The sequence below is a fragment of the Paracoccus yeei ATCC BAA-599 genome (assembly GCF_000622145.1).
Taxonomy (GTDB): domain Bacteria; phylum Pseudomonadota; class Alphaproteobacteria; order Rhodobacterales; family Rhodobacteraceae; genus Paracoccus; species Paracoccus yeei.
On record NZ_JHWH01000008.1, the window covers coordinates 107,110 to 130,122 of the forward strand.

Below are 23,013 nucleotides of genomic sequence, written 5' to 3' on the forward strand. Positions count from 1 at the left end.
CGCTACAGCCACAGGGGAGGAGAACCCATGGAGCCCATCGTCACGCTGGACGTCCGCCCGATCCTGGCCCGGGGCGCCGAGCCCCTGGCCGAGATCCTGGCCGCCGTCGATGCCCTGTCACGGGGCCAGACCCTGCGCCTGATTGCGCCGTTCCGCCCCGTGCCGCTGTTTCGCGTCATGGCGCGGCGCGGCTATGACCACCACGAGACGCGCTTGCCCGACAAGGGCTGGCAGATCGACTTTGCGCCGGCCGCCCATCGGCTGGGGCAGGGCAGCGCGCTTGACGCCTTCGGCTGGCCCGAGCCGACCGCCCTGCTGGACCTGACCGCGCAGAGCTCCGATGAGGCGGCCGAGCGGCTGCGCCAGGCGCTTGGACGCATCCCGCCGGGCGATGTGGTCTTTGCGCTGCTGGCTGCCGAGCCTGCGGACCTGCTGGCGGAACTGGGGGCGCAGGGCCACAAATGGGCCGCAAACCCGGCCGCCGACGGCAGCGGGTTCCGGCTGCTTCTGCGCCGCGCGGATTAGCGGATCAGGCGCGCAGATCCTTGCGCGCCCGGATCAGCATCGGGGCGTATTCCAGGACATAAAGCCCGAAGGCCAGCATCCAGAGCCCGCCCGCCAGGTGGATCAGCCGGTCGTAATCGCCAAGCTCGGCCGCCGGGCGCAGCAGGGCCGCCGCCCAGATCGCCCCATAGCTGGCGGTGGTCAGGGCCGAGGCCGTCAACGCGCGTCCCGTGTGACCGCGCGTGGCGCGGCCCATCACGGCCAGCATCTCGCCGCCGATGGCGCCCACGGCAAAGACATGCAGCGCCCCGGCGGTGCTGAGCAGGCCCAGCCCAGACAGGCCGACGGCGGCAAAGCCCAGGGCCAGCATGGCATAGCCGCCGTGCAGCGCCAGCACCAGCGGCTCGGCCCAGGTGCGCCAGCCGCGCCAGCGCAGCATCCGTGCCAGGTTCAGCACGGCCGCGACCGGGCCCAGGACGGCCACCGGCAGGCTGTCCGGCGCGACGATCCACAGCGCCAGCGTGACGCCCGAGACGCAGGCGACCAGCGTGTCGAAGCGGTTGTAGGGGACCGGCAGCGGCCCCGGCCCGCGCCGCGCCAGCCAGTTGCGGGTAAAGCTGGGCGTGATGCGGCCGCCGATGATGACGATCAGCATGACATAGGCCGAGATCGCGGCCCGCGCGGCCATGGTCGGGTCGCCGCCGCGCAGCACGGCCAGGTGAAAGCCCAGGTTTGCCAGCGCCAGCACCGTCACGGCGGCCACGACCTTGAGGTCGCGCCACTTGCGCCCGGCGATGATCTCGACCGCGAAGACGGCGGCCATGACCGGCAGGAACAGCGCATCCGCCAGCACGCCCAGCCAGACCGCGCCGCCCGGAGGCCAGGTCAGCGCCAGCCGGCCGACCAGCCACAGCGCCACCAGCGCCATCAGCGGCCGGCCCGACAAGGGCATGCGCCCGGTCCAGTTCGGCACCGCCGTCATCAGAAAGCCCGACAGCACCGCCGAGGCAAAGCCGAACAGCATCTCGTGCATGTGCCAGTTCGCCGCGCCGTAATCGCCGCCGGGCAGGGCGTGGCCGGAAACCGCCATGACCCACAGCGCCATGGCCAGCACGGCCCAGACCGCGCCGCCCAGAAAGAACGGCCGGAACCCATAGGAGAAGAGCACCGGCCCGGTGCGCGACAGCCCGCGCGGAATGCCGCCCCTGGCCTCGGCCGCCTTTGTCCTGGTCATCCCGGTGCCCTTTCCTTGACAAGCGGAAATCGCCCGTCGCCTGCAGGGCCGGCGACGGGCGGTCTGGGGTTTCTTAGCGCTTGACCTGCGCCAGTTCGGCATCCATCCGGATGCGCGCCTTCTTGGGCAGCTTGCCCGTCGCCAGCGCGTCATAGTTCGGCGCGTCGGGACCGGCCTGGATCAGCGCCACCATGCCCATCGGCAGGTGCGGCTTGCATTTGACGCCGTAAAGGCCGGGCTTGTCCAGCGTCAGCACGAACTGCTCGTTCAGCTTCGATTCGAATTCGGCCACGCCCTCGGGCAGCATGCCGGGCAGCGAGGCCACGTCATGGCTCTTGTCGGTCGGCACGAAGGTCACGGTGTCGCCGACCTCGGCCTGCACGAAGGCGGGCTCGAAGACCATCACGCCGTCGGCGCCCTTGTTCAGCATCTGCACCTGATGGTCGGCGGCCAGCGCCGGACCGGCCAGCGCGGTCAGCGCGGCGGTGATGATCAGCATGCGTTTCATGTCCTGTCTCCTTGCAATCACGGCCGCAGCCTGACGCTTCGACCGGCCCCCGACGTTGCGCTGAGGCAAATTGCGGCGGAAATCAGGCGCGGGCTTCGGCGATGGCGGCAAGCCCGGCCGGATCGGCGATGATGACCTTGCGCCGCGCGCGCAGCAGGATGCCCTCGGCCTCCCATGCCGCCATGATGCGCGATGCGGTGTGCAGGGTATTGCCGCTCATGTCGGCGATGTCCTGGCGGGTGATGGGGAAGGGGATCTCGACCGGACCCGGGCCGGGTTTGGCCTGCCGGGCCAGGCGCAGCAGAAGATGGGCGATGCGGCGCCCGGCATCTTCGGTCGACATCTCGCGCAGGCGGGTATGCGCCTCGTCGAGCTTGCGCCCGACCGCCTGGATGGCCGAGACGGCCAGGGCAGGGGCGGCGGCGATCAGCGGCTCCCACCGGGCGCGGGGCCAGGCAAGCAGGGTGCTGGGAACGATCGCCTCTGCGCTGCCGGGAAAGATCGTGCGCCCGATGGCCGGGCCAAAGCCGCAAAGCTCGCCCGGGTGGACGATGCGGACGATGAATTGCTGGCCGTCCTCGGTCAGCTGCGTGACCTTCAGCCGGCCGTCGATCAGCAGGAAGAACCGCGCCGCCGCATCGCCCTGAAGGAACAGGTTCTGGCCCGGTTCCAGCGCGACGCGGGTCATGCCTTCCGCGATGATCCCCAGCTGTTCGGGGGTCAGGCTGGAAAAGATCGCCAGTTCAGCAAGTTCGGACAGCATGAGGATCTCGGGCAGGGTTCGGTGCGGCTTGGGGCAGGGCTAGCACAACCGGCGCCCCATGACAGCCCGAAAGCTTCGGCCGGTTACAGGCCTTCGTCCGAACTGTCGATCAGCGGATCATAACCTGCCGTCGCCGAAAGCCGCTCGCGGTCCGTGATGATGACGCGCGCGCCATCCATGGCGATCCCCTGCGCCTTGAGGCCGGCCAGGGCCCGCGACAGGCTTTCCGGCGTCATGCCGAGATAGGAGGCGAGATGGCGCTTTTCGACCGGCAGCACGAAGCTGTTGGCCGCGCCCTGGCGATGCGCCTGGTCCAGAAGCCAGGCCGCAAGCCGCTCGCGCGCCGTGCGCAGCTTCATGTTCTTGGCCTGGCGCACCATGTCGCGATAGCTGCCCGCCAGTTCCGTCATCACCGCCCCCGCCAGTTCCGGCTCGCGACGGATGGCCGCGCGCAGATCCACCGCCGGCAGCAGCAGGATGCGCGAGCGTTCCAGCGTGCGGGCCGACATCAGATAGGGCACGTCCCGGATGCAGGCGGCCAGGATGAAGCTGGAAACCGGGCGAACCATCGCCATCACCGCCTCGCGCCCGTTCCAGTCGGCGTGAAGCTCGACCGAGCCCTCGATCAGGATATGCAGGAAATCGGCGCGGTCGCCCTGGCGGAACAGATCCAGTTGGGGCGGGAAGCTCTGCGAATAGCTGGTCGCCATCAGCGCCTCGAAAGTCGGGGTCGACACCTCGTGGAACAAGGGCAGGCTGCGGATGGCGGGCTTTTCCTCGTCTCTCACGAATCGGTCCTTGCATCGAGGAAGATTTGACTTTTGATAAATCAAGGGCGCTACAAAGGCAACTGGATTGCCTCGTTTTGGCAGGTCGCCGTTTGATCCGATCACTGTTCTGACTGTCTGGATCGCAATTCACGTCCGTTTTTCCCTCTGCGCCGCCCTGAATTGATCCATATCAAGTTTGCGGCGCGGCCAAGGTGCTTTGCAGCCTGCAACCCCTTCGCGTGACCCGCGAAGCGGATGACAGGAGCAAGTCATGCCGGAACATCATCCCCCGTCCCGCAAGGACCAGCAAAGGGCCCTGTGGCTAAGCACATTCGCCTTCACGCTGTGCTTTGCCGTGTGGACGATCTTCTCGATCATCGGGATCACCATCAAGGCCGAGCTTGGCCTGACCGAATTCCAGTACGGGCTGCTGATCGCGACCCCGGTGTTGACCGGATCGCTGACGCGGCTGATCCTGGGCGTCTGGACCGAACGCTTCGGCGGCCGGCTGGTCTTTTCGCTGCAGATGATCCTGACGGGCGTCGCGACCTATCTGCTGACGCTGGCCGACAGCTATGCCACCTTCCTGCTGGCCGCGCTGGGCGTGGGCCTGGCGGGCGGGTCCTTCATCATCGGCGTGGCCTATGTGTCGAAATGGTTCCCGGCCGAGCGGCAGGGCCTGGCGCTGGGCACCTTCGGCATGGGCAATGTCGGCGCGGCCGTGACCAAGTTCCTGGCGCCCTTCGTGCTGGTCGCTATGGGCTGGCAGGGCGTGGCCGAGATCTGGGCCGCCGCCATCGCGCTGATGGGCGTGGCCTTCTGGCTGCTGGCCAAGGACGACCCGGATTTCGCCGCCCGCAAGGCCCGCGGCGTCCGGGCCCCGACCCTGGCCGAGCAGTTCGCGCCGCTGAAGAACCTGCAGGTCTGGCGCTTTTCGCTGTACTACTTCTTCGTCTTCGGCGGCTTCGTCGCGCTGGCGCTGTGGCTGCCGCATTACCTGACCGACGTCTACGGCGTCGACGTGCGCACGGCCGGGATGGCGGCGGCGGCCTTCAGCCTGTCGGCCAGCCTGTTCCGCGCCTATGGCGGCGCGCTGTCGGACCGCTTCGGCGCGCGGACGGTGATGTACTGGACCTTCGGTTTCGCCATCGTCTTTCTGGTCATGCTGTCCTATCCGCCGACCGATTACGTCGTGCACGGCAAGAACGGCCCGATCGCCTTTTCCACGCAGATGGATCTGTGGCCCTTCGTCGCCACGCTGTTCGCGCTGGGCTTCTTCATGAGCCTGGGCAAGGCCGCCGTCTTCAAGCACATCCCGGTCTATTACCCGAACCACGTCGGCGCGGTCGGCGGTCTGGTGGGCATGATCGGGGGCCTGGGCGGTTTCATCCTGCCCATCGTCTTCGGCGCTCTGCTGGACCTGACGGGCGTCTATACTTCGTGCTTTGCGCTGCTGCTGGCCGTGGTCGTCGTGTCGCTGGCCTGGATGCACTTCTCGATCCGCGCGATGGAGCGGCAGGCCCAGGGCAAGGCGCTGGACCAGCTACCGGCCTTTGCCGAACTGGCCGAGATCCACGTCCCCGGCAAGACCGAGATGCCCAGGACGATCCAGGACTGGCGCCCCGAGGATGCGCAGTTCTGGGCCGAGAAGGGCCGCCGGATCGCGCGCCGCAACCTGTGGCTGTCGATCCCGGCGCTGACGCTGGCCTTCGCGGTCTGGATGGTCTGGTCGGTCGTGATCGCGCGGCTGCCCGCCATCGGCTTCAGCTTCAGCCAGGACCAGCTGTTCTGGCTGGCGGCGCTGCCGGCGCTGTCGGGGGCGACGCTGCGCATCTTCTACAGCTTCATGGTGCCGATCTTTGGCGGCCGGCTTTGGACGACGATTTCCACCGCCTCGCTGCTGATCCCGGCCATGGGCATCGGCTATGCGGTGCAGAACCCGGAAACGCCCTATCTGATCTTCGTGGTGCTGGCGCTGCTGTGCGGGCTGGGGGGCGGCAACTTCTCGTCCTCGATGGCCAATATCGGCTTCTTCTTCCCGCGCGCCGAAAAGGGCAACGCCATGGCGCTGAACGCGGGCCTGGGCAACCTGGGCGTGTCGATCATGCAGTTCCTGGTGCCGGTCGTCATCACCATGGGCGTCTTTGGCGCCGTGGGCGGCCAGCCGCAGCAGCTGTCGGATGGCGGCCAGGTCTGGATGCAGAACGCGGGCTTCGTCTGGGTCCCGTTCATCATCGCCTCGACCATCGCGGCCTGGCTGGGCATGAACGACATCGCCGATGCGAAATCGAGCTTCCGCGAACAGGCGGTGATCTTCAGCCGCCGGCACAACTGGATCATGTGCCTGCTGTATGTCGGCACCTTCGGCAGCTTCATCGGCTATTCCGCCGCCTTCCCGATGCTGACCAAGCTGGCCTTCCCGGGCGTCAACGCGCTGCAATACGCCTTCCTCGGGCCGCTGATCGGCGCGCTCAGCCGGGCGGGCAGCGGCTGGCTGGCCGACCGGGTCGGCGGCGGGCGGGTCACCTTCGGCGTGTTCCTGGGCATGATCGGGTCGGTCCTGGTCATCCTGCAGGGGCTGAACGGCGGCAGCTTCACACTGTTCTTCGCGGGCTTCATGGCGCTGTTCTTCTTCTCGGGCGTGGGCAATTCGTCCACCTTCCAGATGATCCCCGTCATCATGCGCAAGGAGATCGCGCGGCTTTACCCGAACGCCACCGCCGAGGAGCGCCGCCGCCAGTCCGAACGTGAATCGGCGGCCATCGTCGCCTTTACCGCGGCCATCGGCGGCTATGGCGGCTTCTTCATCCCGAAGGCCTTCGGCAGTTCCATCCAGCTGACCGGCGGCGCCGGGGCGGCGCTGTGGGGCTTCCTGGCCTTCTATGTGCTCTGCATCGCCGTGACCTGGGGCGTCTACACGCGCCGGGGCGGCCTGCTGCACGACATCGAACACCGGGGCGCGGTCGTCGCCGCCCCCGCCGAATAATCGAAAAAGGAAACGGAGAGAGCCATGAGCCATCTTCTGGATCGCCTGAACTTCCTTGCCCCGCTGCGCAAGGACACGTTCGCGGACGGGCACGGCCAGACCACCATCGAAAGCCGGGACTGGGAGGACACCTATCGCGCCCGCTGGCGCCACGACAAGATCGTGCGCTCGACCCATGGGGTGAACTGCACGGGCTCCTGCTCGTGGAAGATCTACGTGAAGTCGGGGATCGTCACCTGGGAAACCCAGCAGACCGACTATCCCCGGACCCGCCCCGATCTGCCCAACCACGAACCGCGCGGCTGCGCACGGGGCGCGAGCTACAGCTGGTACCTGTATTCCGCGAACCGGGTGAAGACGCCTCTGATCCGGGGCAGGCTGATGCGGCTGTGGCGCGAGGCGCGCAAGACGATGACGCCCATCGAGGCCTGGACCGCCATTCAGAACGACCCGGCCGCGCGCGAAAGCTATACCCGCGTCCGGGGCAAGGGCGGCTTCGTGCGCGCCACCTGGGACGAGGCGACCGAGATCACCGCCGCCGCCAACGCCTATACCGCCAAACGCTACGGCCCCGACCGGGTGTTCGGCTTTTCGCCGATCCCGGCCATGTCGATGATCTCGTACGCCGCGGGCACGCGCTATCTGTCGCTTCTGGGCGGCACCTGCATGTCCTTCTATGACTGGTACTGCGACCTGCCGCCGGCAAGCCCGCAGACCTGGGGCGAACAGACCGACGTCCCCGAAAGCGCGGACTGGTACAACGCGGGCTATCTGATCCTCTGGGGTTCGAACGTGCCCCAGACCCGCACGCCCGACGCGCATTTCTATACCGAAGCGCGCTATCGCGGCACCAAGTCCGCCGTGATCTGCCCCGACTATTCCGAGGCGGCCAAGTTCGGCGACATCTGGCTGAACGCCAAGCAGGGCACGGACGCGGCCATCGGCATGGCCTTTGGCCACGTCATCCTGCGCGAATTCCACCTGGACCGGCAGGCCGAGTATTTCGAAGACTACTGCCGGCGCTATTCCGACATGCCGATGCTGGTGCGCCTGGACGAACAGGACGGCCGGCTGGTGCCGGGCCGGCAGTTGCGCGCGGGCGACCTGCCGGGCGCCTTGGGGGAAACCGCCAACACCGACTGGAAGACCGTCGCCATCGACGAGATCTCGCGCCAGATGGTGGTGCCCAACGGCTCGATCGGGCATCGCTGGTCCGAGGACGGCTCGGTCAAGCCGACCAAGGCCGAACCCACCACCCAGACCGGCACCGCCTCGACCAAGGTCGAGGACACCGGGCTGTGGAACCTGGAGCAGAAGGCGCAGGGCCGCGACGTGCGCCTGCAGCTGAGCCTGATCCTGGAGGACGAGCACGACGAGATCGCCGAAGTCGATTTCCCCTTCTTCGGCGGCGCGGCGACCAACGGCTTTGCCGTGGACGACCGGGGCGAGGTGCTGACCCGCAACGTTCCCGCCCGCCGCGTCACGCTGGCCGACGGCAGTTCGGTCCTGGTCGCCACGGTCTTTGACCTGCTGTGCGCGAACTACAGCCTGGACCGGGGGCTTGGCGGCCAGAACGTCGCCACGAGCTATGACGACGACGTGCCCTTCACCCCCGCCTGGGCGGAGCGCATCACCGGCGTGCGCCGCGACAAGATCATCCAGGTGGCGCGGGAATTCGCCAGCAACGCCGAAAAGACCAACGGCAAGTCCATGGTCATCATCGGCGCGGCGATGAACCACTGGTTCCACATGGACATGAACTATCGCGCCGTCATCAACATGCTGGTGATGTGCGGCTGCGTCGGCCAGTCGGGCGGCGGCTGGGCGCATTACGTCGGCCAGGAAAAGCTGCGCCCGCAGACCGGCTGGACGGCGCTGGCCTTCGCGCTGGACTGGGCGCGCCCGCCGCGCCACATGAACGCGACCAGCGCCTTCTATGCCCATACCGACCAGTGGCGCTATGAGACGGTGACGGCGCGCGAACTGCTGTCGCCCACCGCGCCCAAGGGCGACTGGGACCGGCTCAGCCTGATCGACTACAACATCCGCGCCGAGCGGATGGGCTGGCTGCCCTCGGCCCCGCAGCTGCGCACGAACCCGCTGGAGGTCGGCCGCGCCGCCAGGGCCGAAGGCATCGCGGTCAAGGACTATGTCGCCCGCGAACTGAAATCGGGCGGCCTGGAAATGTCCTGCCAGGACCCGGACGCGCCGGAAAACTGGCCGCGCAACCTGTTCGTCTGGCGCTCGAACCTGCTGGGGTCCTCGGGCAAGGGGCATGAATATTTCCTCAAGCACCTGCTGGGCACCGACCACGGCGTGCAGGGCAAGGACCTGGGCGCCGAGGGCGGCGTGAAGCCGGTCGAGGCCGTCTGGCACGACGACGCGCCCGAGGGGAAGCTGGACCTGCTGGTCACCATCGACTTCCGCATGTCCACCACCGCCGTTTATGCCGACATCGTCCTGCCGACCGCCAGCTGGTACGAAAAGGACGACATGAACACGTCGGACATGCACCCCTTTATCCACCCGCTGCAGGCGGCGGTGGACCCGGCGTACGAATCGAAATCCGACTGGGAGATCTTCAAGTCCATCGCGCGCAAGTTCTCCGAACTCGCGCCCGAGGTTCTGGGCGTGGAAACCGACGTGGTGCAGCTGCCCCTGCAGCACGACAGCGCGGGCGAGATCGCCCAGCCCTTTGTCGCCGACTGGAAACAGGGCCAGTGCGACCTGATCCCCGGCCGAACCGCGCCCGCCTATATCGAGGTGACGCGCGACTATCCGAACCTCTACAAGCGCTTTACCGCGCTGGGTCCGCTGATGGAAAAAGCCGGCAACGGCGGCAAGGGCATCTCCTGGGACACCAAGACCGAGGTGCATCACCTGAAGGCGCTGAACGGCACCGTGACCGAGGACGGCGTGACCCAGGGCATGGCGCGCATCGACACCGCCATCGACGCGGCCGAGGTGGTGCTGATGCTGGCCCCCGAAACCAACGGCGAGGTCGCCGTCAAGGCCTGGGAGGCGCTGTCCAAGGCCACGGGGCGCAGCCACAAGCACCTGGCCGAGGTCAAGGAGGACGAAAAGATCCGCTTCCGCGACATCGCGGCGCAACCGCGCAAGATCATCTCGTCGCCCACCTGGTCGGGCATCGAAAGCGAGGAGGTCTGCTATAACGCCGGCTGGACCAACGTGCACGAGCTGATCCCGTGGCGCACCCTGAGCGGGCGCCAGCAGCTTTATCAGGACCACGAATGGATGCGCGCCTTTGGCGAGGGCTTCGTGACCTGGCGCCCGCCGGTGGACCTGAAGACGGTGGGCCATGCGGCGACGAAATCGCTGGGCTCGACGGAAAAGCACGTCGTTCTGAACTTTCTGACTCCGCACCAGAAATGGGGCATCCATTCGACCTATACCGACAACCTGCTGATGCTGACGCTGAACCGCGGCGGCCCGGTGGTCTGGATTTCCGAAGTGGACGCGAAAAAGGCCGGCATCGTCGACAACGACTGGGTCGAGGTCTTCAACGCCAACGGCGCCATCTCGGCCCGCGCGGTGGTCAGCCAGCGGATCAAGGAAGGCAGCATGTTCATGTATCACGCCCAGGAAAAGATCGTGAACACGCCCGGCAGCAAGGTCACCGGCAAGCGCGGCGGCATCCACAACTCGGTCACCCGCATCGTGCCCAAGCCCACCCATATGATCGGCGGCTACGCCCAGCTTTCCTACGGCTTCAACTATTACGGCACCGTGGGGGCCAACCGGGACGAATTCGTCATCGTCCGCAAACTCGATCAGGTCGACTGGCTCGACCAACCCGCAACCCAAATTACGGAGGCAGCGGAATGAAAGTTCGTGCGCAAATCGGCATGGTGCTGAACCTGGACAAGTGTATCGGCTGCCATACCTGTTCGGTCACCTGCAAGAACGTCTGGACCTCGCGCGAAGGCGTCGAATACGCCTGGTTCAACAACGTCGAGACCAAGCCCGGCATCGGTTATCCCAAGGATTGGGAAAACCAGAAGCGCTGGAACGGCGGCTGGACCCGGACGCGCGCCGGCCGCCTGCAACCCAAGCAGGGCGGCAAGTGGCGCATCCTGGCCAATATCTTTGCCAACCCAGACCTGCCCGAGATCGACGATTTCTACGAGCCGTTCGATTTCGACTACGACCACCTGAAGTCGGCGCCCGAGATGCAGGCGTTCCCCACCGCCCGGCCGCGTTCCAAGATCACCGGCGAGCGGATGGAAAAGATCGAATGGGGCCCGAACTGGGAGGAGATCCTGGGCGGCGAGTTTGCAAAGCGCAGCCAGGACTACAACTTCGAGGGCGTGCAGAAGGACATCTACGGAGAGTATGAGAATACCTTCATGATGTATCTGCCGCGGCTGTGCGAACACTGCCTGAACCCGGCCTGCGTCGCCTCGTGCCCCTCGGGCGCGATCTACAAGCGCGAGGACGACGGCGTCGTCCTGATCGACCAGGAGAAATGCCGGGGCTGGCGCATGTGCGTGTCCGGCTGCCCCTACAAGAAGATCTATTACAACTGGTCCTCGGGCAAATCGGAAAAATGCATCCTGTGCTATCCGCGCCTGGAAAGCGGCCAGCCCACGGTCTGTTCGGAAACCTGCGTCGGGCGCATCCGCTATCTGGGCGTGATGCTGTATGACGCCGACAAGATCGCCGAGGCGGCCGCGACGGAATCGGAGATGGATCTCTATGACGCGCAGTTGGGCGTGTTCCTGGACCCGAACGACCCCGAGGTGATCGCCGCCGCGCGCGCCGAGGGCATCCCCGAGGACTGGATCAAGGGCGCGCAGAACTCGCCGATCTGGAAGATGGCGATGGAGTGGAAGATCGCCTTCCCGCTGCATCCCGAATACCGGACGCTGCCGATGGTCTGGTATGTGCCGCCGCTGTCGCCGATCCAGAACGCGGCCGAGGCCGGCAAGATCGCCGCGCAGGACGACATGCCCGACGTGCGGTCGCTGCGCATCCCGCTGCGTTACCTTGCGAACATGCTGACCGCTGGCGACGAGGCCCCGGTCGCCTCGGCCCTGGAGCGGATGCTGGCGATGCGCAGCTACATGCGCTCGAAAACCGTGGACGGCGTGGTGAACCTGGGCGTCGCCAAGCGCGTCGGCCTGACCCCGCACCAGATCGACGAGATGTATCAGCTTCTGGCCATCGCCAATTACGAGGACCGCTTCGTCATCCCGACCACGCATCGCGAACTGGTCGAGGATGCCTATGACCTGAAAGGCGGCTGCAGCTTCACCGACGGCAACGGCTGCTCGTCGGGCCACAGCGGCGCCAAACTGTTCTCGGGCAAGAAGTTCCGCAGCCCGCAGGAGTTCATCGCATGAAAACGTTCAAGGCACTTTCGCTGCTGCTGAGCTATCCGTCCGAGGAGCTTCAGCAGGCCGTCCCCCAGATCGACGCGCTGCTGCACGCCGAGGGGCTGCTGGGCCCCAAGCGCATGGAGACGCTGGCGCCCCTGCTGCGCGACCTGGCGCGGGGCGATCTTTATGATCTTCAGGAACGCTATGTGCTGCTGTTCGACCGTTCGCGCACGCTGTCGCTGAACCTGTTCGAGCATATCCACGGCGAAAGCCGCGACCGCGGCGGCGCCATGGTCGATCTGCTGGACATGTATCGGGCCGGCGGCTTCGACCTGGGCGGGACTGAACTGCCCGACCATCTGCCGGTGCTGCTGGAATATCTGTCCACCCGGCCCCTGGCCGAGGCGCAGGAGATCCTGCAGGGCGCCGGCCACATCCTGGTCGCGCTGGGCGAACGGCTGGTGCGGCGCGATGCCGCCTATGCGGCCGTCCTTGAGGCGCTGGTCGCCATCGCCGAGGCCGATCCCGAAACCGAGGAGGTCCAGACCCTGCTGGCCGTCAAGGACGACGACCCCGAGGATCTGGCCGCCCTGGACGCGGTCTGGTCCGAGGCGCAGGTGACTTTCGGCCCCGATCCCAACGCCGGCTGCCCGGTCAGCCGCGATCTTCTTGCCCGTATGGACCCCGCCGCCCCTGCGGCGCGGGCCGCAAGCTGAGGAGCGACAGATGAGCCATTTTCTGTTCGGAGTTTATCCCTATATCGCCATCACGGTGATGATCCTGGGCGCCATCGTCCGCTACGAGACCGAGCCCTTCACCTGGAAATCCTCGTCCAGCCAGCTTCTGCGGCGCAAGCAGTTCGTCATCGGCTCGGTGCTGTTCCACGTCGGCGTGCTGATGATCCTGGGCGGGCATTTCGTCGGCCTGCTGACGCCCATCGCCGTCTGGGACGGGCTGGGCGTCGGGCATGGCGCCAAGCAGGTCTTTGCCATGGCCATGGGCGGCTTTGCCGGCATCCTGGCCTTGGTCGGCGGGCTGATCCTGCTGCACCGCCGGCTGACCGATCCGCGCATCCGCGCCAATTCCACCCTGGCGGACACCGGCATCCTGGTCCTTCTGATGCTGCAACTGACGCTGGGGCTGGGCACGATCTTTGTCTCGGCCGGGCATCTGGACGGGCACGAGATGGTCAAGCTGATGCAATGGGCCCAGGGCATCGCCTATTTCGGCGCCGATCCGGCCGCGCATCTTGAGGGCGTGGCGTTGATCTTCAAGCTGCACATCCTGCTGGGGCTGACGATCTTCCTGCTGTTCCCCTTCACCCGGCTGGTGCACATGCTGTCGGCGCCGGTGCGCTATCTGTGGCGTCCGGGCTATCAGATCGTGCGCTCGAAACGCGGGGCGCGTCCGGGTGTCGGGCTGAACCCGATCCCGGCCACCGTCGCCGGGCGCGAGGCGCTGGCCCGCACGGTCGCAACCCGTGATGCCGGAACGCAGCAGGACCCGCTGCGCCACGCGGCGGAGTGACGGTGATGGACATGAAACCCCTGCTGCCCCCCGTCACCGTCAACGGCGTCACCATCAGCCCCGAGCGCATCGCGGCCGAGGCGCAGAACCACCCCGCGCCCAAGGGCAAGCCGGGCCTGGCCTGGAAGGCCGCCGCCCGCGCCCTGGCCCTGCGCGAGATCCTGCTGCAAGAGGCCCGCGCGCGCGGCCTGACCGCCGATCCTGCCGAACTGGCCCCCGGCCAGTGGGAAACCGAGGACGAGGCGCTGATCCGGCAACTGCTGGATCAGGCCATCGCCCCCCAGACCCCGGACGAGGCCGCGCTGCGGGCGATCTATGACGCCCATCCCGACCGCTTCCGCGCGCCCTCGCTTTACGAAGCGGCGCATATCCTGTTCCCGGCTGCGCCCGGGGACCAGGCGGCGCGCGATGCGGCCCGTGCGGCGGCGGCGCAGGTGCTGGGCGAATTGCGCGCGGCACCGCGCCGGTTCGCGGAACTCGCCGCGCGGCACAGCGCCTGCGCCTCGAAGGACAGCGGCGGGCTGCTGGGCCAGCTTTCGTCGGGCGATACCGTGCCCGAGTTCGAGGCCGCGCTGGCCACGATCCCCGAAGGCGAGATCGGCGCGCCGGTCGAGACGCGCTACGGCATCCACCTGATCCGGCTGGACGCACGGGCCGAGGGCGCGGTGCTGCCTTTCGACGCGGTCCTGCCGCATCTGCGCGAGGCGCGCGAAAAGGCGGACTGGGTCACCGCCAGCCGCGACTTCACTGCCGCGCTGGTGGCAAAGGCCATGGTCACCGGCGTGACGCTTGGCGCTGGTGCGGAAGGGGGCGCGGCATGAAGCTGGCCTATGTCACGCTTTCGGGCCGCGGCGCCATCGACGCGCTGCTGTCTGAGGTGGTCGATGTGCTCGAGGCGCAGGGCCTGCGCCTGGCGGGCACCGTGCAAAGCAATGTCGACCGCGCCGACCGGGCGCTGTGCGACATGGACCTGCGGCTGTTGCCGGATGGGCCCACGGTGCGCATCAGCGTCGATCGCGGCCCCGAGGCGCGGGGTTGCCGGCTGGACCCCGATGCGCTGGAACGCTCGGTCGCCTGGACCGAGGCGGCGCTGGACCGCGCCGAATTCCTGGTGGTGAACAAGTTCGGCAAGCAGGAGGCCGAGGGCCGCGGCCTGGCCGGCACCATCGCCACGGCGCTGGAGCGCGGCATGCCGGTGCTGGTCGGCGTGAACGGGCTGAACCTGCCGCCCTTCCTGGAGTTCGCGGGCGGTCTTGCCCAGGCGCTGCCGCCTGAACGGCAGGCGGTGCTGGATTGGTGCCTGTCCGCGCGCCTGCCGGCCATGGCCGCCGCCTAGGCCGCATCCCCCGGCTGGCGCAGCAGCGGCAGGAAATCGCCGCGCCGCGCCAGAACATCGGCCAGGGTCTGGCGGTCCAGCACCGCCAGAAAGGCCTGCGTTGCCTCCTCCAGCGCCAGCGTTAGCCCGCAAGCGGGCGCGATGATGCAGCTGCTGCAGCCGACCAGGTCGAAATCCGCCTCGGTGTGGCGAATGACCGCACCCAGGCTGATCTGATCGGCGGGCCTGGCCAGGCGGATGCCGCCTTTGCGGCCCCGGGCGCTGGTCAGCCAGCCGGCATTCACCAGGTCGTTGATGACCTTCATCAGGTGATTTTGCGAGACTCCGTAAGCCTTTGCGATCTCGGCGATGGAGCACAGCCGGTCGGGCTGGCGGGCCAGGTACAGCAGCACGCGCATGGCGTAATCGGTATAGCGGGTCAGTCGCATGGGGCCTTCCGGAAAGATGCGTCGTCATTGCATGATTTTCATCAGCCAAATAGATGTATTCACAATGCATCATTTTTGCGAGTCGCCCGCGACCGTGCCAAGGAGAATCCCGATGACCCAGGCCCTCAGCCCCCGCACCATCGAACTGGTCAAGGCCACCGTCCCCGCGCTCGAGGCGCATGGCATGACCATCGTGCACGAGATGTATGCGCGGATGTTCCGCGACCCGGCGATCCGCGACCTGTTCAACCAGTCGCATCACGGCGCCAGCGACGCCCAGCCGCGCGCGCTGACCGGCGCCATCCTGGCCTATGCCGGCAATATCGAGAACCTGGCCGCGCTGGCCCCGGCGGTCGAGCGCATCGCGCAGAAACACGTCGGCCTGCAGATCCTGCCCGAGCACTACCCGCACGTCGCCGAGGCGCTGCTGGGCGCGATCAAGCATGTGCTGGGCGATGCCGCCACCGACGAGATCCTGGCCGCCTGGGGCGAGGCCTATTGGTTCCTGGCCAATATCCTGATCGCCCGCGAAAAGAGGCTTTACGGCGAACAGAACGCCGCGCCCGGCGGCTGGAACGGCTGGCGCGATTTCCGCATCGCCGAGGTCGTGACCGAAAGCAGCGTCATCAAGTCCTTCGTGCTGCGCCCGGTCGATGGCGGCGCGGTGATGGCGCATCTGCCGGGGCAATACCTGACCTTCTGGTTCGACATCCCCGGCCATCCCCCGGCCAAGCGCAACTATTCGATCTCGTCGGCGCCGGATGGCGAAAGCTATCGCATCAGCGTCAAGCGCGAGCCGATGGGGCTCGCCTCGGGCTGGCTGCATCAGCAGCCGGTGGGCGCGGTGCTCAAGGTCGCCGCGCCGGCGGGCGAGTTCTTCATGGATCGCCTGCCGCAACGGCCGGTGGTGCTGCTGTCGGGCGGGGTCGGGCTGACGCCGATGGTGGCGATGCTGGAATGGCTGGTCGGGCAGGGGGCCGAACAGCCGGTGCACTACATCCACGGCACCCATGACCGCGACACCCATGCCATGCGCGCCCATGTCCGCGCGTTGGCGGAACGGGGCCGCGACATCCACGTCACTGACTTTCACCAGACCCCGCTTGCGGATGAGGTCGCGGGGCGCGACTATGACATCGCAGGGCTGATCACCGACGAATGGCTGCTGGCCAATACGCCGGCCGGGACGGCGGATTACTATATCTGCGGTCCGCGCCCGTTCCTGCGGGCGGCGGTCTCGGCCCTGTCGCTGGCGGGCGTTCCGGCGGTGCGCATCCATTACGAGTTCTTCGGCCCCGCCGACGAACTTCTGGCAGCCTGAGGGAAAGACGGCCATGGACGACCTGACCATCGCGCGGATCGTCCATGTGGTCGCGGTGCTTCTGTGGATCGGCGGGGTGGCCTTCGTGACGCTGGTGCTGATCCCGGCGATCCGCGGGGCCGAGCCACCCGAGCGCCGGCTGGCTGCCTTTCACCGCATCGAGGGCCGCTTTGCCGCCCAGGCCCGGCTGTGGGTGGCGCTGGCTGGTCTTAGCGGTCTCTGGATGGTCTGGCGCGGCCCGATGTGGGACCGCTTCGCCGAGGTCGGCTATTGGTGGATGCACGCCATGGTCGCGGTCTGGCTGGTCTTTGCCGCCATGCTGTTCGTGATCGAGCCGCTGTTCCTGCACCGCCGCATGAAGGGCTCGACCGATCCGGCCGGCGATTTCGCCCGCATGGGCCGGCTGCATCACCTGCTGCTGGCCATCTCGCTGATCGCGGTGATCGGAGCGGTGGGCGGCGCGCACGGCTTGTTCTGAAACGCGGCTGGCGTGCGCCAGGCTACGCGCCGGCGGGCAGGGTGCCCAAGTCCAGCACGCAATGCGCGCCCTTGCGCCGGTTGACCATCTGGGTCACGTGCAGGTCGGCCAGCAGGCTGCAATGGCGATAGGCGTCCCGGACCGACAGCGCGGTGTTGCGCGCCAGCCAGTCCACCATCCGGCGCGCGGCGGTCGTGGCCGCCGTGTTCAGGTCCTCGTCGAAATCCATGGTGATGATGCGGTTGTCGCACAGGATCTCGGGCGCTTCGGGGGCGGTGCCTTTTTCAACGCAAAAGCGCAGCCGGCCGTCCAGCGCGGTTTCCAGCGCCATGTCGCAGATTTCGCCGTCGCCTTGCAGGGCATGGCCGTCGCCGGCAAGAAACAGCGCGCCCTCGCAAAAGACGGGCAGGGCGATCCGCGCGCCGGCGCGGCAATAGCGGTTGTCCATGTTGCCGCCGAACGGGCCGGGCGCGACCGAACCGACGCAGCCGCCCGCCGCATCGGGTGCGACGGCGAGAATGCCGAAGAACGGCGCCAGATCGACCACCGGCCCCCAGGGCAGCCGGGCCTGCCGTCGGGCGCGGTCCAGTGGAATGGTCAGGGACTGGTAGTCCTCTGCCAGGTCCGGCAGGATGCCGAAGCCGGGCTCAACGGCGTTCCAGCCGAAATCCTGCGCAAGCGTGATCTCCTCGATCTCGACCAGCAGCCGGTCTCCGGGTGCGGCGCCCCTGACAAAGATCGGGCCGGTCAGGATATGGGGCCCAAGATGGGGGCGGCAGCGGGCGATGACCTGGCGATGCGCGGGCAGGGCATGGCAACCCGAGCCCGGCGCGGGCAGGTTGCGCGCCCCGCCCGACAGAGTCTGGATGGTGACGCTGTCGCCGCTGTCGATCCGCAGGACCGGCGCGGCCGCCGGGTCGATATGGCCCCAAAGCACCGTGTCCGGCGTGGCGGCAAGATGGTGATGCACCTGAGGCTCCTGCGGGTTCGCGTCCTACTCGTCAAGGACGCAGCGGCGGCTGTCAACCGGCGAGACGAGGATCGGGATGGGATCGCCCGGCGCCAGGTCCTCGACATCCAGGGCGTGCCGCCGCAGCCCCCGGACGAAGCGCGTTTCCCCGCAATCGCGGAACGTGACGTCGACCAGGGGCAGGGCGGTCTTTCCCGGAGCCGCGTAATAGGCCGCCTCGATGCGGGCGGGGATGCGGCGCCAGCGCCGGCGCCGCCGGTGGTGCAGCAGCGCCGGCAGGATCGAGGCCGCGCCCATCAGGGCCAGAAGGATCAGGACGGGAACCAGGTCGCCCATCCCCGCCGGTCAGGACTGGCCGGCCTTGAAGGCGTCGTATTTCGCCTTGTTCCCGGCATCGGGCGGGTAGAGGCCGGGCAGGGGCACGCCCTGGTCGACCTGATCCATGATCCAGCCCTCCAGCCGCTCCTGTTCGGTGGCCTGGGCTGCGACCTCCTCGACCAGCGCGGTGGGGATCAGCACGGCGCCGTCATCGTCGACGACGATCATGTCGCCGGGAAAGACCGCGACACCGCCGCAGGCGACGGGCTCTTGCCAGTTCACGAAGGTCAGCCCCGCGACCGAGGGCGGGGCGGCCACGCCGCTGCACCAGACCGGCAGGCCGGTCGCGCGCACACCCGCCACGTCGCGCACCACGCCGTCGGTGACCAGCGCCGCCACGCCCCGCTTCTTCATCCGGGCGCACAGGATGTCGCCGAAGATCCCGGCATCGCTGACCCCCATGGCGTCGGTGACGCAGATGCAGCCTTCGGGCATGGCCTCGATGGCGGCGCGGGTCGAGATGGGCGAGGACCAGCTTTCCGGCGTTGCCAGATCCTCGCGCGCGGGAACGAAGCGCAGGGTGAAGGCGCGCCCGACAAGACGGGGCTGGCCGGGGTTCAGCGGGGCTGCGCCGCGCAGCCAGACATTGCGCAGGCCCTTTTTCAGCAGCACCGTGGTCAGGGTCGCGGTGGTGACCTTGGATAGGGCGTCGATCAGCGCGGCTTCGGTTTGGGAGGTCATGGACTGTTCCGTTTCAGATGCTGGCAATCAGGCCGCCATCCACGCGGATGGTGCTGCCGGTGATGTAGGAGGCGCGGGTGCTGGCCAGAAACGCCACCGCGTCTCCATATTCCTCGGGCTGGCCATAGCGGCCGACCGGAATCGCTGCGACGCTTTCGGCCGCGACGTCGGCCACGCTGCGGCCTTCGCGCGCGGCCTTCTGTTCGTCCAGGAAGGTGATGCGCGGGGTGGCGATGCGCCCCGGCAGGATGATGTTGCAGGTGATGCCGTCGCGTCCGACCTCGCGCGCCAGGGTCTTGGACCAGCCGACCAGCGACAGGCGCAATGCATTCGACAGGCCCAGATTGGGGATCGGGGCCACCACGCCGGACGAGGTCGAGGTGATGATCCGCCCCCATTTGCGCTCGCGCATGCCGGGCAGCACGCTGTCGGTCAGCGCGATGACCGACAGCACCATCGTCTGGAAGCTTTGCTGCCACAACGCCGCATCCTGGCCCGAGACGGTGCTGGGTTTGGGGCCGCCGGTGTTGTTCACCAGGATGTCGATGGGCCCCAGTTCGGCCTCGATCCGCTCCACATTCGGGCCGATCTGCGCCAGATCGCCCAGATCCCAGGTCAGGGGCAGCACCTTGCCGCCCTCTTGCCGCAGGACGCGGGCGGTTTCCTCGACCGCCGCGCTGTCGATATCGCCAAGCGCCACGCGGACGCCCTCGGCGGACAGCGCGCGGGCGATCGCCCGGCCCAGCCCGCCGCCGGCGCCCAGAACCAGCGCCGTCCTGCCTCGTATTCCAAGATCCATCATCGTCTCCGTTCCTGTTGTGGGCTCTTGCTGCGGGGCGTTCAGGACAGCGCCCTGCAGGCTGCCTCGATCCGGGCGCAGGCCTTTTCCAGCTGCTCGGTCGCGGTCGCGAACGAGATGCGGAAATAGGGCGCAAGCCCGAAGGCGCTGCCGGGGACGGCGGCGACGCCGGCCTCCTCCAGCAGCCACATGACGAAATCGCCGTCGCTTTCGATCACCCGCCCGTCGGGGCGGCGCCGGCCGATCATGCCCGCGCAGGAGGGGAACAGGTAGAACGCCCCCTCGGGCTTGCGGCAGCTCAGCCCCTCGATGGCGTCGAAGGCGGCAAGGCAAAGGTCGCGGCGTTCGCGGAAGGTCTCGTTCCGGGCGGCCAGGAAATCCATCGGCCCGTCCAGCGCGGCCTGCGCCGCCGCCTGGCTGATCGAACTGGGGTTCGAGGTCGATTGCGATTGCAGCGTGGCCATCGCCTTGATGATGTCCGCTGGCCCGCCGGCATAGCCGATGCGCCAGCCGGTCATCGAAAACGCCTTGGACACGCCGTTGACGGTCAGCACCCGATCCGCCAGGCGCGGCTCGACGGCCGCGATGGTGGCGAACTGCCAGCCGTCATAGCGGATATGTTCGTACATGTCGTCGGTCAGCACCAGGATGCGCGGATGCTCCAGCAGCACCTGGGCCAGCGCGGCCAGCGCCACGGCCGAATAGCCTGCGCCCGTGGGGTTCGAGGGCGAGTTCAGGATCAGCCATTTCGTGTTCGGCGTGATCGCGGCGCGCAGCGTGGCCGGGGTCAGCAGGAAACCGTCCTCCTCCGGACAGGGGGCAATGACCGGCGTGCCGCCCGCCAGCCGCACCATGTCCGGGTAGCTGACCCAATAGGGCGCCGGCACGATCACCTCGTCGCCCTTGTCCAGGGTTGCAAGCAGCGCGTTGTAGATCACCTGCTTGCCGCCGGTGCCGACGCTGATCTGCGTGGGTTCGTAGGCCAGCGCGTTCTCGCGCTGGAACTTCCGGATGATGGCGGCCTTGAGTTCAGGCGTGCCGTCCACATCCGTATAGCGGGTCTTGCCGGCGGCGATGGCCTCGGCCGCGGCGCGCCGGATATGGTCGGGCGTGTCGAAATCCGGCTCGCCTTGCGAAAGGCCGATGATCTCTTTCCCGGCGCGGCGCATCTCGGCGGCCAGGCGGGTCATGGCGATGGTGGGCGAGGGCTGCACCGCCATCAGCCGCGAGGAGAGGCGTGAGGCGTCGGGCTTGGCTGCGATCTGCATCAGGGGTCCTTTGGGTGGGGCGCGGTCAGACGGCCGCGACAAGCTGGATTTCGACGGGCGCGTTCCCCGGCAGCGAGGCCACGCCCACGGCGGCCCGGCAGCCGATGCCGGCCTCGCCCAGTTCCGCGCGCAGATGGGCCGAGGCGAGGTCGGCGATGCGGGAATGGGCGGCAAATCCCGGCTCGGCCGCGACATAGACCGTCAGGCTGAGGATCGCGGCAAGGCTCTCGTCCGGCGCCAGCATCCCGCGTGCCGCGGCCAGCGCATTGCCGCAGGCCAGCCGCACCGCGTCGCCATAGGCATCGGCTGGGGTATCCGACCGGACCGGGCCGTGATGCAGCAGCACGCCGTCGCGGCGTGGCGTCATGCCCGAGGTGAAGATCAGCGCGCCATGGCGGCGGGCCGGGACGTAATCGCCCTGCGGGATCGGCTGGAAAGGTACGCTCATGCGCGATACCGCTCGACCAGGGACGCGAGGCGTTCGACCGCGGCGACGGCGGCGGCGTGGTCCTGCGAAAAGTTCAGCCGCACGCAATCGCCGTGATGCGGGCTGAATTCGGTGCCGGGGGTCACGACGGTGCCGGCCTGAAGCCGCAGGATCCTGACGAAATCCGCATGAGGCACGGCCAGCGCGGGCAGGCGCGGGAACAGGTAGCTGCCGGCCTGCGGCGCGCGGGCAAAGCCGCCGCCGATGCCGCGCAGCACCGACAGCAGGTCGTCGCGGATCGCCTGATGGCGGCGGATCCGGTCGTCCATCCAGCCCTCGGGTTCGGCAAACCAGGTGCGCAGCACGGCCTGGCAGTAGCCCGCCGCTCGCAGGCTGACGATGGCTTGCAGCTTTTCCATCCGCGCGATGATCGCGGGCGCGCCGAAGGCCACGCCCAGCCGATAACCGCTGAGCGATTCCGTCTTGGACGGTCCCATGATGGTCACGACATTCTGCGGATCCAGGTCCTGCGCCCGCAGATGGGTATAGGTCACGCCGGAATAGCGCAGCCTCGAATAAAGCTGGTCGACGATGACCGTGGCGCCGTATTGCCCCGCCAGCGCCGCGATCCGGGCGATCTCGGCCGGCGAATAGACGACGCCGGCGGGATTGTTGGGGTTCGAGAACAGAAACACCCTGGCCCCGGCGCGAAAGGCGGCTTCCAACTGGTCGAGATCCAGCCCGGCGCGATCCTCGCCGGCGGTTTCATAGTCGAGCCGCACCGGGATCATCTCGCCCTCGAAGAACTCGACAAGCTTGCGATTGGCGAAATAGTCGGGCTGCACGATGGCCACCTTGTCGCCGCGCGCCACGGTCGCGGCGACCGCCAGGAACAGCGCGCCCTGCGTGCCGGGGGTGACGATCATGCCGTCGCGCGCATCGACCGGGGCGCCGGTGAAATCGGCCAGGCGTGCGGCGACCTCCTCGCGGATCTCCAGATCGCCGCGATATTCGGTATAGGCCTGGCTGCCGCCTTTGGCGACGCCCTGGGCAAAGACCTCGAAGCTGCCGGGCGTCGGCTCGTGCGCATCGACATCGCCATGCGAGAAATCGACCGGGCGGCCCGGCAGGGCATCGCCGCGCAGCAGCGCCTGGGTGCCGGCGGCCGTCTGGCGGACCTCCTGGCCGGGGGCGTTGTCGGTGGCCAGTCTGGCAAACTTGTTCTGGATGGTCATCGCTGGGTCCGTGAAGGGAACGCTTCGGGCCGCAGCTTACGGCGATTGGTCATTAAGAAAA

At 68.0% G+C, this 23,013-nt stretch carries 22 protein-coding genes; 10 read left to right on the top strand and 12 right to left on the bottom strand.

The features are described 5' to 3' along the window. Positions 1–27 precede the first annotated feature (27 nt). On the top strand, positions 28–525 hold the full coding sequence (locus BU28_RS0105745) for a DUF2249 domain-containing protein (RefSeq protein ID WP_028718624.1): 498 nt from the start codon (positions 28–30) through the stop codon (positions 523–525). Positions 526–529: 4 nt separating this feature from the next. Here the strand turns inward: BU28_RS0105745 and BU28_RS0105750 are convergent, their stop codons facing one another. The 4 genes from BU28_RS0105750 to BU28_RS0105765 form a co-directional block, all read right to left on the bottom strand. After that, positions 530–1,738, bottom strand: a complete 1,209-nt coding sequence (locus BU28_RS0105750) for an NnrS family protein (RefSeq protein ID WP_028718625.1) — start codon at positions 1,736–1,738, stop codon at positions 530–532. A 73-nt stretch (positions 1,739–1,811) separates the two neighbouring features. Beyond that, the gene (locus BU28_RS0105755; RefSeq protein WP_028718626.1) at positions 1,812–2,246 is read right to left on the bottom strand and encodes a pseudoazurin; all 435 of its coding nucleotides are present in this window, start codon (positions 2,244–2,246) and stop codon (positions 1,812–1,814) included. A gap of 82 nt (positions 2,247–2,328) precedes the next feature. Then, a complete protein-coding gene (locus BU28_RS0105760) occupies positions 2,329–3,009 on the bottom strand; it encodes a Crp/Fnr family transcriptional regulator (RefSeq protein WP_028718627.1) in 681 nt (226 codons plus the stop codon). 83 nt (positions 3,010–3,092) lie between these two features. After that, a complete protein-coding gene (locus BU28_RS0105765; RefSeq protein ID WP_028718628.1) occupies positions 3,093–3,797 on the bottom strand; it encodes a helix-turn-helix domain-containing protein in 705 nt (234 codons plus the stop codon). 253 nt (positions 3,798–4,050) lie between these two features. Here BU28_RS0105765 and BU28_RS0105770 point away from each other — a divergent pair, with 253 nt between their 5' ends. The 7 genes from BU28_RS0105770 to BU28_RS0105800 are packed head-to-tail and all read left to right on the top strand — an operon-like array spanning position 4,051 to position 14,967. Beyond that, positions 4,051–6,765: a nitrate/nitrite transporter gene (locus BU28_RS0105770; RefSeq protein ID WP_028718629.1), complete on the top strand. Its 2,715-nt coding sequence runs from the start codon at positions 4,051–4,053 to the stop codon at positions 6,763–6,765. Positions 6,766–6,789: 24 nt separating this feature from the next. Continuing rightward, positions 6,790–10,611, top strand: a complete 3,822-nt coding sequence (locus BU28_RS0105775; RefSeq protein WP_028718630.1) for a nitrate reductase subunit alpha — start codon at positions 6,790–6,792, stop codon at positions 10,609–10,611. After that, on the top strand, positions 10,608–12,128 hold the full coding sequence (narH, locus tag BU28_RS0105780; RefSeq protein WP_028718631.1) for a nitrate reductase subunit beta: 1,521 nt from the start codon (positions 10,608–10,610) through the stop codon (positions 12,126–12,128). Before BU28_RS0105775 ends, narH begins: the two co-directional genes overlap by 4 nt. Continuing rightward, positions 12,125–12,820: a nitrate reductase molybdenum cofactor assembly chaperone gene (narJ, locus tag BU28_RS0105785; RefSeq protein ID WP_028718632.1), complete on the top strand. Its 696-nt coding sequence runs from the start codon at positions 12,125–12,127 to the stop codon at positions 12,818–12,820. Before narH ends, narJ begins: the two co-directional genes overlap by 4 nt. 10 nt (positions 12,821–12,830) lie before the next feature. Beyond that, the gene (gene narI / locus BU28_RS0105790; protein ID WP_028718633.1) at positions 12,831–13,631 is read left to right on the top strand and encodes a respiratory nitrate reductase subunit gamma; all 801 of its coding nucleotides are present in this window, start codon (positions 12,831–12,833) and stop codon (positions 13,629–13,631) included. 5 nt (positions 13,632–13,636) lie between these two features. Next, entirely contained in the window at positions 13,637–14,452 is an 816-nt protein-coding gene (locus BU28_RS0105795; protein WP_028718634.1) for a peptidylprolyl isomerase, read from the top strand. Further along, positions 14,449–14,967 carry a DUF2478 domain-containing protein gene (locus BU28_RS0105800; RefSeq protein WP_028718635.1) on the top strand — a complete coding sequence of 173 codons (519 nt, stop codon included), beginning with the start codon at positions 14,449–14,451 and terminating at the stop codon, positions 14,965–14,967. Before BU28_RS0105795 ends, BU28_RS0105800 begins: the two co-directional genes overlap by 4 nt. Here the strand turns inward: BU28_RS0105800 and BU28_RS0105805 are convergent. Continuing rightward, the gene (locus BU28_RS0105805; protein WP_036762077.1) at positions 14,964–15,395 is read right to left on the bottom strand and encodes an Rrf2 family transcriptional regulator; all 432 of its coding nucleotides are present in this window, start codon (positions 15,393–15,395) and stop codon (positions 14,964–14,966) included. The two genes, BU28_RS0105800 and BU28_RS0105805, sit on opposite strands and share 4 nt — an antisense overlap. A 112-nt stretch (positions 15,396–15,507) precedes the next feature. Between BU28_RS0105805 and hmpA the strand changes: the two genes are divergently transcribed. Together hmpA and BU28_RS0105815 are read left to right on the top strand one after the other, a co-directional pair. Then, positions 15,508–16,716, top strand: a complete 1,209-nt coding sequence (gene hmpA / locus BU28_RS0105810; protein ID WP_028718637.1) for an NO-inducible flavohemoprotein — start codon at positions 15,508–15,510, stop codon at positions 16,714–16,716. Between the two features lie 13 nt (positions 16,717–16,729). Beyond that, positions 16,730–17,194, top strand: coding sequence for a hypothetical protein (locus BU28_RS0105815; RefSeq protein ID WP_028718638.1), 465 nt, complete (start codon positions 16,730–16,732; stop codon positions 17,192–17,194). A 22-nt stretch (positions 17,195–17,216) separates the two neighbouring features. On the opposite strand, the gene BU28_RS0105820 is transcribed toward BU28_RS0105815, so the two are convergent. From BU28_RS0105820 to BU28_RS0105850, 7 genes are read right to left on the bottom strand one after another with little or no spacing between them, the layout of a single operon-like run. Next, entirely contained in the window at positions 17,217–18,164 is a 948-nt protein-coding gene (locus tag BU28_RS0105820) for an acetamidase/formamidase family protein (protein WP_028718639.1), read from the bottom strand. Positions 18,165–18,188: 24 nt separating this feature from the next. After that, positions 18,189–18,500 carry a hypothetical protein gene (locus BU28_RS0105825; RefSeq protein ID WP_028718640.1) on the bottom strand — a complete coding sequence of 104 codons (312 nt, stop codon included), beginning with the start codon at positions 18,498–18,500 and terminating at the stop codon, positions 18,189–18,191. 9 nt (positions 18,501–18,509) lie between these two features. Next, positions 18,510–19,223 carry a ribonuclease activity regulator RraA gene (locus BU28_RS0105830; RefSeq protein WP_028718641.1) on the bottom strand — a complete coding sequence of 238 codons (714 nt, stop codon included), beginning with the start codon at positions 19,221–19,223 and terminating at the stop codon, positions 18,510–18,512. Between the two features lie 13 nt (positions 19,224–19,236). After that, on the bottom strand, positions 19,237–20,022 hold the full coding sequence (locus tag BU28_RS0105835) for an SDR family oxidoreductase (protein WP_028718642.1): 786 nt from the start codon (positions 20,020–20,022) through the stop codon (positions 19,237–19,239). A gap of 41 nt (positions 20,023–20,063) precedes the next feature. Beyond that, entirely contained in the window at positions 20,064–21,290 is a 1,227-nt protein-coding gene (locus BU28_RS0105840) for a pyridoxal phosphate-dependent aminotransferase (protein WP_028718643.1), read from the bottom strand. 25 nt (positions 21,291–21,315) lie between these two features. Further along, entirely contained in the window at positions 21,316–21,738 is a 423-nt protein-coding gene (locus tag BU28_RS0105845; protein ID WP_028718644.1) for a RidA family protein, read from the bottom strand. Next, entirely contained in the window at positions 21,735–22,952 is a 1,218-nt protein-coding gene (locus tag BU28_RS0105850; RefSeq protein WP_028718645.1) for a pyridoxal phosphate-dependent aminotransferase, read from the bottom strand. The genes BU28_RS0105845 and BU28_RS0105850 overlap by 4 nt, the downstream gene beginning before the upstream one ends. Positions 22,953–23,013 lie beyond the last annotated feature (61 nt).

Bases quoted from the DNA above. Each gene is read 5' to 3' on its own strand.
- BU28_RS0105840 (WP_028718643.1), bottom strand. From the start codon at position 21,290: ATGCAGATCGCAGCCAAGCCCGACGCCTCACGCCTCTCCTCGCGGCTG.
- narH (WP_028718631.1), top strand. From the start codon at position 10,608: ATGAAAGTTCGTGCGCAAATCGGCATGGTGCTGAACCTGGACAAGTGT.
- BU28_RS0105845 (WP_028718644.1), bottom strand. From the start codon at position 21,738: ATGAGCGTACCTTTCCAGCCGATCCCGCAGGGCGATTACGTCCCGGCC.
- BU28_RS0105800 (WP_028718635.1), top strand. From the start codon at position 14,449: ATGAAGCTGGCCTATGTCACGCTTTCGGGCCGCGGCGCCATCGACGCG.
- narJ (WP_028718632.1), top strand. From the start codon at position 12,125: ATGAAAACGTTCAAGGCACTTTCGCTGCTGCTGAGCTATCCGTCCGAG.
- BU28_RS0105795 (WP_028718634.1), top strand. From the start codon at position 13,637: ATGGACATGAAACCCCTGCTGCCCCCCGTCACCGTCAACGGCGTCACC.
- BU28_RS0105835 (WP_028718642.1), bottom strand. From the start codon at position 20,022: ATGGATCTTGGAATACGAGGCAGGACGGCGCTGGTTCTGGGCGCCGGC.
- BU28_RS0105805 (WP_036762077.1), bottom strand. From the start codon at position 15,395: ATGCGACTGACCCGCTATACCGATTACGCCATGCGCGTGCTGCTGTAC.
- narI (WP_028718633.1), top strand. From the start codon at position 12,831: ATGAGCCATTTTCTGTTCGGAGTTTATCCCTATATCGCCATCACGGTG.
- BU28_RS0105825 (WP_028718640.1), bottom strand. From the start codon at position 18,500: ATGGGCGACCTGGTTCCCGTCCTGATCCTTCTGGCCCTGATGGGCGCG.
- BU28_RS0105830 (WP_028718641.1), bottom strand. From the start codon at position 19,223: ATGACCTCCCAAACCGAAGCCGCGCTGATCGACGCCCTATCCAAGGTC.
- BU28_RS0105745 (WP_028718624.1), top strand. From the start codon at position 28: ATGGAGCCCATCGTCACGCTGGACGTCCGCCCGATCCTGGCCCGGGGC.
- BU28_RS0105750 (WP_028718625.1), bottom strand. From the start codon at position 1,738: ATGACCAGGACAAAGGCGGCCGAGGCCAGGGGCGGCATTCCGCGCGGG.
- BU28_RS0105760 (WP_028718627.1), bottom strand. From the start codon at position 3,009: ATGCTGTCCGAACTTGCTGAACTGGCGATCTTTTCCAGCCTGACCCCC.
- BU28_RS0105850 (WP_028718645.1), bottom strand. From the start codon at position 22,952: ATGACCATCCAGAACAAGTTTGCCAGACTGGCCACCGACAACGCCCCC.
- BU28_RS0105755 (WP_028718626.1), bottom strand. From the start codon at position 2,246: ATGAAACGCATGCTGATCATCACCGCCGCGCTGACCGCGCTGGCCGGT.
- hmpA (WP_028718637.1), top strand. From the start codon at position 15,508: ATGACCCAGGCCCTCAGCCCCCGCACCATCGAACTGGTCAAGGCCACC.
- BU28_RS0105775 (WP_028718630.1), top strand. From the start codon at position 6,790: ATGAGCCATCTTCTGGATCGCCTGAACTTCCTTGCCCCGCTGCGCAAG.
- BU28_RS0105815 (WP_028718638.1), top strand. From the start codon at position 16,730: ATGGACGACCTGACCATCGCGCGGATCGTCCATGTGGTCGCGGTGCTT.
- BU28_RS0105770 (WP_028718629.1), top strand. From the start codon at position 4,051: ATGCCGGAACATCATCCCCCGTCCCGCAAGGACCAGCAAAGGGCCCTG.